Source organism: Actinomycetes bacterium (genome assembly GCA_035489715.1).
Lineage (GTDB): Bacteria > Actinomycetota > Actinomycetes > JACCUZ01 > JACCUZ01 > DATHAP01.
Map to the genome: position 1 here is coordinate 1 of DATHAP010000079.1, position 10560 is coordinate 10560.

The 10560-nt window shown below is 72.4% G+C and carries 9 protein-coding genes; 4 read left to right on the forward strand and 5 right to left on the reverse strand.

From position 1 onward, the window contains the following. The first annotated feature begins 432 nt into the window (after nt 1–432). Nucleotides 433–1014, forward strand: coding sequence for a site-specific integrase (locus VK640_06705; GenBank protein HTE72873.1), 582 nt, complete (start codon nt 433–435; stop codon nt 1012–1014). A gap of 67 nt (nt 1015–1081) precedes the next feature. Here VK640_06705 and VK640_06710 read toward each other — a convergent pair whose 3' ends face one another. Genes VK640_06710 through VK640_06720 form a run of 3 tightly spaced genes read right to left on the reverse strand, consistent with a single transcriptional unit; the run spans nt 1082 to nt 5001 of the window. Beyond that, nucleotides 1082–2494 carry a metallopeptidase TldD-related protein gene (locus tag VK640_06710; protein ID HTE72874.1) on the reverse strand — a complete coding sequence of 471 codons (1413 nt, stop codon included), beginning with the start codon at nt 2492–2494 and terminating at the stop codon, nt 1082–1084. Continuing rightward, entirely contained in the window at nt 2491–3999 is a 1509-nt protein-coding gene (locus VK640_06715; protein HTE72875.1) for a TldD/PmbA family protein, read from the reverse strand. Before VK640_06715 ends, VK640_06710 begins: the two co-directional genes overlap by 4 nt. 42 nt (nt 4000–4041) lie before the next feature. Further along, nucleotides 4042–5001, reverse strand: a complete 960-nt coding sequence (locus tag VK640_06720; protein HTE72876.1) for an NADPH:quinone oxidoreductase family protein — start codon at nt 4999–5001, stop codon at nt 4042–4044. A gap of 115 nt (nt 5002–5116) precedes the next feature. Here VK640_06720 and VK640_06725 point away from each other — a divergent pair, with 115 nt between their 5' ends. From VK640_06725 to VK640_06735, 3 genes are read left to right on the forward strand one after another with little or no spacing between them, the layout of a single operon-like run. After that, nucleotides 5117–5839, forward strand: coding sequence for a beta-ketoacyl-ACP reductase (locus VK640_06725; protein HTE72877.1), 723 nt, complete (start codon nt 5117–5119; stop codon nt 5837–5839). A 34-nt stretch (nt 5840–5873) separates the two neighbouring features. Beyond that, the gene (gene fabI, locus VK640_06730) at nt 5874–6641 is read left to right on the forward strand and encodes an enoyl-ACP reductase FabI (GenBank protein HTE72878.1); all 768 of its coding nucleotides are present in this window, start codon (nt 5874–5876) and stop codon (nt 6639–6641) included. Between the two features lie 32 nt (nt 6642–6673). Further along, a complete protein-coding gene (locus VK640_06735; GenBank protein HTE72879.1) occupies nt 6674–8368 on the forward strand; it encodes a Mur ligase family protein in 1695 nt (564 codons plus the stop codon). A gap of 38 nt (nt 8369–8406) precedes the next feature. Here VK640_06735 and VK640_06740 read toward each other — a convergent pair whose 3' ends face one another. Then, on the reverse strand, nt 8407–9435 hold the full coding sequence (locus tag VK640_06740) for a glycosyltransferase family 4 protein (protein ID HTE72880.1): 1029 nt from the start codon (nt 9433–9435) through the stop codon (nt 8407–8409). Between the two features lie 29 nt (nt 9436–9464). Beyond that, on the reverse strand, nt 9465–10560 hold a 1096-nt coding region (locus VK640_06745), incomplete at its 5' end, for an amylo-alpha-1,6-glucosidase (GenBank protein HTE72881.1).

Here is a 10560-nt window from a genome sequence, read left to right on the forward strand (position 1 = left end):
GCCGCCCGGTCTCGAGCAGTCACCGGAGCGATGGGAGCGCGGGATCACTCGGCGGGACTTCCGCAGCGACGCAAGTGCCGCCACCTCGACGAGACGACGGCCGCGGTCGTCACCGGCCGCTACATCGACCCGAAGGCTGCCCGCGTCAGCGTCGGTGCGTTCGCGGCGCAATGGCGCTCGACCCTCGTGCACCGGCCCGGCTACCTGCGGGCGACTGCATGGACCGGCCCTGATCACCGACAACGCTCTGACGAACTACATTTTGCCGGCGTTCGGCGACCGCCCCCTGTCCTCGCTGAAACGCTCGGACGTGCAGGCGTTCGTGTCCGGCGTCGCAGTGGAGCGGTCTGCCAACAGTGTCCACAACATCTTCAGCGTCCTCTCTCAGCTCATGGGCGCGGCAGTCGACGACCTCCTCGTGCCCGCGTCACCTTGCGCCCGAGTCAAGCTGCCGTCGCGGCCCACGACCGAGGTGAAGCCTCCCGCGCCCGCGAGGTCGCAGCCGTCGCGGACGGCATCGCACCGCGGCAGCGGGCCCTCGAGGTTCTGCTCGCCCGGACCGGGCTCCGAATCTCCGAAGCACTCGGGCTCCAGGTCGGTGACGTCGACTTCCTGCGCGGGTCCTTGCGGGTCGAGCGGCAGCGGGACAGCCGGGCCGACGGCTTCATACCGCCCAAGACGCGCAGCAGCGCCCGCACGGTGCCGCTCGGCCAGGTCGTCGTCGACGAGCTCGCCGCGCACCTAGCGATGTACGGCGGCGGACCTGACGGGTCGATTTTCACCGACGACCTCGGCCGGCCGCTCACCTACACGGCCTGGAAGCCGCTCTGGAAGGCGACAGGGACGAGCTACAAGACCCACGACCTGCGCCACTACGCGGCCAGCGCGCTGATCGCTGGGGGAGCGTCGGTCAAGCAGGTCCAGATGATGCTGGTCACGCAACGGCCGCAGTCACCCTCGGCGTGTACGCGCACCTCTGGCCGGGCGACGACGAGCGCGCACGGACCATCCTAGACGCCGCTCTTGCGGACTGTGTGCGGACTCCGGAGGTGGTCGGCCGACAAATGCACAGGTGAGAGCCTCAGGACGCTTTCGACACCGACGACATGTTGAAGTCGGCGACCCGCCAGGCCGGCATCGACGTACGGGTGAAGTAGTCGCCGAACTCGCGGGCCAGCGTCCGCTCGTGCAGACCGACCTCGGCGAGGCGGCCCAGCAGGTCGACCGGGCTCTCGTTGAAGCGGAAGTTGTTCACCTCGGCGACCACCTCGCCACCTTCGACGAGGTAGACGCCGTCTCGAGTGAGGCCGGTCAGCAGGAGGTTCTGCGGCTCGACCTCGCGCACGTACCAGAGGCAGGTCAGCAGCAGCCCGCGCCCGGTGCCGGCGACCATGTCGTCGAGGCCCCGGCTGGCGTCGCCGGACGACATGAGCAGGTTGTCGACGCCGGGGGTGAAGGGAAGCCCGGTCATGTCCGCCGAGTGCCGGGTCTGGATCAGGGACGTCAGCACGCCGTCGGCCAGCCAGTCGGTCTCGCCGATCGGCATCCCGTTGTCGAAGACGGACTGCGACGCGGCGGAGGACGCTGCGAACACCACGGGGTCGCACTCGAGCCCGGGCGCTTTGGGGTCGCTCCAGATCCGCAGCGGCGCGTCGGCGAGCCGCTCGCCGACCCGGGTGCCGCCGCCCTGCCGGCTGAAGACGGTGCGCCCGTCGTCGGCCTCCCGGGCGACCGCGGTCCAGTAGAGGTAGACCAGAAGGTCGGCGACTGCGCTGGGCGGCAGCAGCGTCTCGTAGCGGCCGGCCTCCAGGTCGACCCGGCGCGCGGCCCAGCCCAGACGACGGGCCAGCTCGGCGTCGACCTGGGTGACGTCGACGTCGGAGAAGTCGCGGGTGCCCTGGCCGACCCACGACGACCGCGACCAGTCGCTGGTCTTGCCGGTCACCTCGATCCGTCCGGTCGGCTGGGCGTGCCGAACCCGGACCCCGGTCGAGGTGCCCAGGTAGAGCGTGGACATCTGGTGCTCGGCGAAGCCGAACAGCTCGCGACCCTCGGCCCTGGCCCGCACGAAGACCTCACCCAGGGCCGGAGCCATCGACGAGAAGACGCCGATCGAGGTCTCCGCGGGCGCCTCGTCCCAGCCGACGCCGGACACCGGGACGTCCCCCGGCTCCACGAGGGGCTTGGCGTCCTCGGCCGAGCGGCTCTCGCGGGCGGCCTTCTCGGCCGAGCGCACGAGCGCCTCCACGTCGTCCAGGCCGACGTTGCTGCGCCCGACGACACCGGTGGCGGTGCCTTCCGAGCTTCCGACGGTGGCGATGACGGTCAGCTGACGTCCGCGCATCACGCCGTTGGTGGTCAGCGTGTTCGCCGCCCACCGCAGGTTGGCGTCGCTGGTCTCCTGCGCGATGACGACGCACCCGTCCGTCTCGGACAGCGCCAGCGCGCGTTCGACGACCTCCTGCGCCTTCACGTCGGTCTGCACGGTGCTCATCGGCCGGCCTCCGCCTGGGTGTTGAGGATCCGCACGCCGCGGAAGAGCGTGGTCGGGCAGCCGTGGCTCACCGCGGCCACCTGGCCCGGCTGGCCCTTGCCACAGTTGAACGCACCGCCGAGCACGAACGTCTGCGGGCCGCCCACCGCCTCGAGGGAGCCCCAGAAGTCGGTGGTGGTCGCCTGGTAGGCGACGTCGCGCAGCTGTCCGGCAAGCCGGCCGTTCTCGATCCGGAAGAACCGCTGCCCGGTGAACTGGAAGTTGTAGCGCTGCATGTCGATCGACCAGCTCTTGTCGCCGACGATGTAGATGCCGTCGTCGACCCGGGAGATGAGCTCCTCCGTCGAGGGGCCGCCCTCGGCCGGCTGCAGCGACACGTTGGCCATCCGCTGCATCGGCACGTGGCCGGGGGAGTCGGCGAAGGCGCAGCCGTTGGAGCGGCCCAGGTCCTTGAGCCGGGCCATCGCCCGGTCCAGCTGGTAGCCGACCAGCACGCCGTCCTTGACGATGTCCCACTGCTGCCCGGCGACGCCCTCGTCGTCGTAGCCGATCGAGGCGAGCCCGTGCTCGGTGTTGCGGTCGCCGGTCACGTTCATGACCGGGGAGCCGTACGCGAGGGAGCCCAGCTGGTCGAACGTCGCGAACGAGGTGCCGGCGTAGTTGGCCTCGTAGCCCAGTGCCCGGTCGAGCTCGGTGGCGTGACCGATCGACTCGTGGATCGTGAGGAAGAGATTCGACGGGTCGATCACCAGGTCGTAGGTGCCGGCCTCGACCGACGGCGCCCGCAGCTTGTCGGCGAGGTGGCCGGGCAGCTCGTCCAGCTCCGTCGCCCAGTCCCACGACGAGCCGGTCACGTGCTCCCAGCCCCGGCCGACGGGCGGCGCCAGCGTGCGCATGGTGTCGAAGCGGCCGGACTCCTTGTCCACGCCGACCGCCTCGAGCTGAACGTTGACCCGGACCCGCTGCTGGGTGGTCGTCGTGCCGGCCAGGTCGGCGTAGAACTTGTTCTCCATGACCATGTGCCCGACGGCCTCGGCGTGCGCGACGACGTCGTGGGCGAGCAGGGCCGCGCTCCAGTCGGCGAGCACCGAGACCTTGTCGCTGTCCGGCACTGTGAAGGGGTCGAGCTCGTAGGCCGAGACGTAGGTGACGTCACCGTGCGCCGGCTCGTCGGCGAGCACGACCCGCTCGGTCGACAGCGGCCGGCTGACCTTGGCGACCTCCACTGCGCGCTCCGCGATCCGCACCGCTGCCTCGGGAGTGAGCGCCACGTCGCTGGCGAAACCCCAGGTGCCGTCGTGCACCACCCGGACGGCGAGTCCGACGTCCTCCCGGTCGCTGGTCCCGTCCAGGCGTGCATCGCGCAGGCTCATGCTCTGGTCCCGGATCCGCTCGACCCGCAGGTCGGCGTGCTGGGCCCCCAGCTCGCGCGCCCGGGTCAGCGCGGCGTCGGCGAGCCGTCGCAGCGGAAGGTCGGTGAACGCCGCGTCGATCTCTGCGGTCACAGGTGCTCCCTGACGGTCTGAGTAGGTCGTCATCGGTCGTCGTCAGTCGGTGGCGGTGCAGTCGAGCGTGAGCTTGCCGGTGGTACGTCGCGCCCGTAGATCCTCATGCGCCCGACGGGCCTCGGCCAGCGGATAACGCCCCCCGTCGAGCACCCGGAGCCGGCCCGCCCCGTGCAGGTCGACCAGCTCCTCCATGGCCGGCCGGAGGCCTCCGGGCAGCCGAAGGGCGTGCACCAGCCAGAAGCCGATGACGGCCCGTGAGGTCGCCATCAGGGAGGTGGCGTGGACCGGCGCCGGGGCCTCGCGGGACGCCAGGCCGTACGTCACCAGGCGCCCGAACGGCGCCAGCGCGGCCAGCGAGGCGTCGAAGACCCGGCCGCCGACCATCTCGAGGACGATGTCGACGGGCTTGCCCTCGTTCGCCTCCAGCAGGGCCGCCGTCAGGTCGTCGGTCGCCGGGTCCAGTGCCACGTGGGCGCCGAGGTCCCGAGCGAGATCGCGCTTCTCGGAGGTCGACGCGGTGGCGATGACCCGGGCCGCGCCCATCTCGCGGGCCAGCTGCACGGCGAGCGTGCCGACGCCGCCGGCGGCGGAGTGCACGACGACGCTCTCGCCGGGCACGAAGCGGGCACTGGTGCGCAGCAGGTGCCAGGCGGTCGTGCCTTGCACGACCAGCGCGAGGGCCGCCGTGTCGTCGACGCTGTCGGGCACCGGGAAGGTGGCGTTCGGACTGGCGAGCGCCTGCTGGGCGTACCCGCCCTTGCCGAGGAGCGCGACCACCCGGCGGCCGTCGCCGTCCCGCCCGACGACCTCGGCGCCGGGGACGAAGGGCAGCTGCTGAGGGGCCAGGTAGTCGTCCGACGTCTGGTGGGTGTCGGCGTAGTTGATGCCCGCGGTGGCCACCTCGATCAGCACCTGGCCGGGACCGGGGACGGGAGCGGGCAGGTCGACGGCCTCGAGGACCTCCGGACCCCCGAAGCGGCTGACCTGGATCGCACGCATCGGACTTGACCCTAGCCAGTGCCGCCCGTGGCGGGCGCTTTGGGTGAACCCGCCGGTAGCCGATACCGTCCCGACCGTGACCGACGAGACCTCAGCGCAGGCGTCGACGCACGACATGGCACCGGGCTCGGCGGGCGGGCGCAGCGTCCTGGTGACGGGTGGCAACAGGGGCATCGGGCTCGCCATCGCCCGGGCACTCGCCGCCGACGGTGACCGGGTCGCCGTCACCTACCGGTCCGGGGACCCGCCGGACGGCCTGCTCGGCGTGCGCTGTGACGTGACCGACCCGGCATCGGTCGACGCGGCCTTCACCGACGTCGAGGGGAAGCAGGGTCCGGTCGAGGTCCTGGTTGCCAACGCCGGCATCACCCGTGACCAGCTGATGATGCGGATGTCCGAGGAGGACTTCGCCGACGTCGTCCAGACCAACCTGGCGGGGTCGTGGCGAGTCGCGAAGCGGGCGTCCAAGGGGATGCTGCGCCTCCGGCGCGGCCGGGTCGTGTTCATCTCGTCCGTGGTCGGTCTGCTCGGGTCGGCCGGGCAGAGCAACTACGCCGCATCCAAGGCCGGCCTGGTCGGGCTCGCCCGGTCGCTGGCCCGCGAGCTCGGCTCTCGCGGCATCACCTTCAACGTTGTCGCGCCCGGCTTCGTCGAGACCGACATGACCGCCGAGCTGGGTGAGGAGCTGCAGGCGACATACCGGTCCCAGATCCCGCTCGGCCGCTTCTGCTCCGTCGATGAGGTCGCTCGCGTGGTGCGCTTCGTGGCGAGCGACGACGCGTCCTACGTCACCGGGGCCGTGCTGCCGGTCGACGGCGGCCTCGGGATGGGTCACTGACAGTCTCTGATCGGCCACTGAGAGAGGACGGCAGATGGGTCTGCTCGACGGCAAGCGCATCCTCGTGACCGGAGTGCTGATGGACTCGTCCATCGCCTTCCACGTGGCACGGATCGCCCAGCAGGAGGGCGCCGAGGTGGTTCTCACCTCCTTCGGGCGCACGATGCGCATCACCCAGACGATCGCCAAGCGGCTGCCGACGACGCCGCCCATCGTCGAGCTCGACGCCAGCAAGCCGGAGGACTTCGACGCGCTGGCCGACGGGCTCCGCGAGCACGTCGACGGCCTGGACGGGGTGCTGCACTCGATCGGCTTCGCCCCCGAGGCGGCCCTCGGGGGCAACTTCCTCAACACGTCGTGGGACGACGTCTCGACCGCGGTCCAGATCTCGGCGTACAGCCTCAAGGCGCTCGCGGTCGCGGCGAGGCCGCTGATGCCGGACGGCGGGTCGGTGGTCGGGCTGACCTTCGACGCCACGGTCGCCTGGCCGAAGTACGACTGGATGGGCGTGGCGAAGGCCGCCTTCGAGTCGACCGCGCGCTACCTCGCCCGCGACCTGGGGCCGGACAAGGTGCGGGTCAACCTGGTGGCCGCCGGGCCGCTGAAGACCACCGCCGCCAAGTCCATCCCGGGCTTCGAGGAGTTCGACGGTGTCTGGTCCACGCGCTCGCCGCTGACCTGGGACACCGCCGACTTCGAGCCGGCCGCGCGCGGCTGCGTCGCGCTGCTGTCGGACTGGTTCCCGGCCACCACGGGGGAGATCGTTCACGTCGACGGCGGCGTGCACGCCATGGGCGCCTGACCGGCCGTCGGTGGCCTGCTGATGGACCTCCCATGAGCGAGCACCGGCCGGCCCTCGTCGAGCTCCGCGTCCTCGAGGGCGCCAACCTCTACTTCCCCCGCCCCGCCGTCAAGCTGACCCTCGACGTCTCGTCGCTGCTGGACCTCGACGACGACGCCGCCCGGGCTGTGGCCCGCGCTCTCGGGATGGCCGTCTCGCGGCCCGGGGCGAGGGGCACCGGCCTGCGCCAGCGCTTCGCCGGCCGCGTCGTCGCGACCCTGCTGCGTCAGGTGGCCATGGAGGCGGGGGCGACCCGGCTGGCCGTGCGCGCCCGGCCGCTGCCCGACCCGCACCGGCTCGTGGTGGCCTACCCGTGGCGGCACCGGGGGCGCGCCGAGGCGCTTGCCCACGCGGTGGCCGGGGTCCTGGACGGGGTGCCGGACGTCGACGGCCGGGTCGAGGCGGCGGCCGCGTTCGTGCGCAGTGCCGACCCGGGCGAGCCGCCTGCCCTGCGCCGGCCGCACGTGCCGGTGGTCGCGATCACGGGCACCAACGGCAAGACCACGACCTCGCGCCTGGTGGCGCGGATGGGCCGGTGCGCCGGACTGGTGGTGGGGTGGTCGTCGACCGACGGCGTGTTCGTGGACGGCCGGCTGGTCGAGGCCGGCGACTACTCCGGCCCGAGCGGTGCCGGTCAGGTGCTCGACGACGCGTCCGTCCAGCTGGCGGTCACGGAGACGGCTCGGGGCGGCATCCTGCTCAAAGGCATCGGCGTCACGCACAACGACGTCTCGGTCGTCACCAACGTGTCGGCCGACCACCTCGGGCTGCACGGCGTCGACACGGTCGACCAGCTCGCGGAGGTCAAGGCGGTCGTCACCCGGGTCACCCGCAAGGAGGGCTGGGTGGTGCTCAACGGCGACGACCCCCGCACGTTCGCCATGCGCCGGGGCGCCGACGCGCACGTCTGCGTGTTCTCGCGCGACCCCGACTCGCCGTCGCTGCGGACCGCTCTCAACGAGGGTGGTCGCGCGGTCACCCTCCTCGACGGCGCGGTCACCGTGCTCGACCCGGGCAGCGACCCCGACCAGCTGGTCCCGGTCGTCGACGTGCCGGTGACCCTCTCCGGACTGTCGCACGTGAACGTCGAGAACGCGCTGGCAGCCGTCGGAGCCGGCCTGGGCGTGGGGCTGCCCCGCGAGGCGGTGGTCGACGGGCTGCGGTCCTTCGCGCCGGGGCCGGAGGACAACCCGGGCCGGATGAACATCTACGACCTGGCGGGCGTCACCGTGGTGGTGGACCTGGCGCACAACGAGGCCGGCGTCTCGGCCCTGGTGGAGGTCCTGTCCGGGCTGCGGATCCCCGGCGCGCGGGTCCTGCTCGAGATGGGCACCCCGGGCGACCGCACCGACGAGATCATCCGCGGCGTCGCCGAGCTGGCTGCTCGCGGATCCGACCGGTTGGTGATCGCGCACAAGGAGCACTACCTGCGCGGCCGCGAGGTCGACAAGCTGACCGCACTGCTGCGTGAGGGCGCCGCCGCGGTGGGCGTCGAGGACGTGCCGTCCTACCCGACCGAGCTGGCCGGCCTGGAGGCTCTGCTCGCCGAGGCGAGGCCGGGGGACGTGGTCGGTGTCATGTGCCACGCCGAGCGAGCCGAGATCGCTGACCGGCTGCGCGACCGCGGGGGGTCGGTCAGCTCGCCGGCCGACATCCGGGCCAAGGTGCTGGCCGCCGCCGGCCCCTGATCCGGCGCCGGCCGCCGGGCCGGGTCGACCGCGACGGGTCAGCCGGCCGTGCTCGCCAGGCAGTCGCGGTAGCCCTCCACGTAGCCGTCGACCATTCGCTCAGGCCCGAAGTTCTCCTCCACGTGCGCCCGGCACGCCGACGGGTCGATCTCGCCCAGTCGGTCGACCAGGGGCACCAGGTCGGCTGCGTGGCGTCGCACGAACCCGGTCTCGCCGTCGACGACCACCTCGGGCACCGCCCCGCGAGCAAGGCTGAGGACCGGCGTCCCGCAGGCCATCGCCTCGAGCAGCACCATGCCGAACGGCTCCTCCCACTCCAGCGGGAACAGGAAGCCGGCGGCCCCGCCGAGGAACGCGTACTTGTCGTCCCCGGCCACCTCGTCGACGAACTCGGCGTCGTCGCCGAGCCGAGGGCGGACCTCGCGGTCGAAGTACTCCTTCTCGTCCGGTTCGCTGACCTTGCCCGCGAGCAGGATGCGCCGCCCCGCTTCGCGGGCAAGGTCGATAGCCACGTGCGCGGCCTTGTCGGGAGACATCCGGCCCAGCCAGACCAGGTGGTCGCCCTTGTCCTGCTGGCAGGAGATTCCCGACACGTCCAGGGCATTGTGGACCACCCGGCGCCACGGCAGCCGTGGCGCCATGTCGACCTGCGCCTGCGAGATCGCGACGAGGTACATCTCCGGTCCGGCCGCCGCCAGGTACTCGCCCCAGTCGCCGGTCGCCGGGCCGTGGGAGGTGATGACCAGCGGCACCTGGCGGTCGCGCGCGAAGGCCGGGCCGGCGGCGGAGTGGTCGTGCACCACGTCGGGCTGCAGCTCGTCGAGCAGCCCCGAGACCCTGGCCGCGTGCAGCAGCTCAGGCTCAGGGGTCCCCAGCCGGGGCCACTGCGGCTCGTCGAAGGTCGTGAGGTGTCGCGCACGGGTGCCGGGCTCGCCGGCGGCGATCAGCGTGACGTCGTGGCCACTGTCGACCAGGCCGTCCGCGAGCAGCGCCACGACGGCCTCGATCCCGCCGTAGCCGCTCGGCGGGATCTCGTAGAACGGCGGCGCGACGAGGGCGATCTTCATGACACCTCCGGCTGGACGGTGAGGCCGGACTACCCGTCGGCGGAGTCGTCATGCACCGCGCTCGTCGCCGGCCGCGCTTCGTTGCGGATCTCGAGTCCATCCGGCAGCCCGTCGACCCCGGCCAACCGGCCGCCCTGGACGCGGACGGACAACCGGGACCCGGCGAGCGGCAGGTTCGTGAGCGTCAGGTCGGCGTAGCGCTCCGGCAGCGCCGGCGCCAGCCAGGCGGTGCCGTGCGGCACCCACGGGTCCCAGCGCAGCAGGGTCCGGAGCAGCTGCACCGGTGTCGCGGACGCCCAGGCCTGCGGGGAGCACGACGTGGGGAAGGGAACCGGGCGCTCGTAGGTGTCGCGGCCGAAGCCGCAGAACAGCTCCGGCAGCCGGCCACCGAAGGCGGCGGCGGCGTCCAGCACGCCGGTGGCCACCCGCCGTGACTCCTCGACGAAGCCGTAGCGCATCAGGCCTGCGGCGACCAGCGCGTTGTCGTGCGGCCAGATGGACCCGTTGTGGTAGCTCAGCGGGTTGTAGGCGCCCATGTCCGTGGCCAGGGTGCGCACCCCCCAGCCAGAGAACATCTCCGGCGAGAGGAGCCGCTCGGCGACGGCGGGTGCCTTGTCCTCGTCGACGATCCCGCTCCACAGGCAGTGGCCCATGTTGGAGGCCAGCGAGTCGACGGGCCGCTTCGCGCCGTCGAGGGCCAGTGCGAAGTAGCCGCGGTCGGGGAGCCAGAAGCGATCGTTGAAGGCCTGTTTGAGCGAGGCGGCGCGTTCCGCCCACTCGAGACGCGCGTCCTCGTCACCGGCCTCCCAGGCGAAGTGCGCCCGGGCGAGATATGCGGCGTAGGTGTAGCCCTGCACCTCGCACAGGGCGATCGGGCCGCTGGCGACGGTCCCGTCCGCGAAGGTCACGCCGTCCCACGAGTCCTTCCACCCTTGGTTGGCGAGCCCGCGGTCGGTGGCCCGCTGGTCCTCGACGAACCCGTCCCCGTCACGGTCACCGCGCTCGACCAGCCAGGTCAGCGCTCGTTCCGCGTGCGGCAGCAGCTTCTCCACCTCGTCCCTGGCCAGCCCCCACCGGCTCAGCTCACCGAGAAGCACGACGAAGAGCGCTGTGGCGTCCGCGGTG

Bases quoted from the DNA above. Each gene is read 5' to 3' on its own strand.
- VK640_06710 (HTE72874.1), bottom strand. From the start codon at position 2,494: ATGAGCACCGTGCAGACCGACGTGAAGGCGCAGGAGGTCGTCGAACGC.
- VK640_06720 (HTE72876.1), bottom strand. From the start codon at position 5,001: ATGCGTGCGATCCAGGTCAGCCGCTTCGGGGGTCCGGAGGTCCTCGAG.
- VK640_06725 (HTE72877.1), top strand. From the start codon at position 5,117: ATGGCACCGGGCTCGGCGGGCGGGCGCAGCGTCCTGGTGACGGGTGGC.
- fabI (HTE72878.1), top strand. From the start codon at position 5,874: ATGGGTCTGCTCGACGGCAAGCGCATCCTCGTGACCGGAGTGCTGATG.
- VK640_06735 (HTE72879.1), top strand. From the start codon at position 6,674: ATGAGCGAGCACCGGCCGGCCCTCGTCGAGCTCCGCGTCCTCGAGGGC.
- VK640_06740 (HTE72880.1), bottom strand. From the start codon at position 9,435: ATGAAGATCGCCCTCGTCGCGCCGCCGTTCTACGAGATCCCGCCGAGC.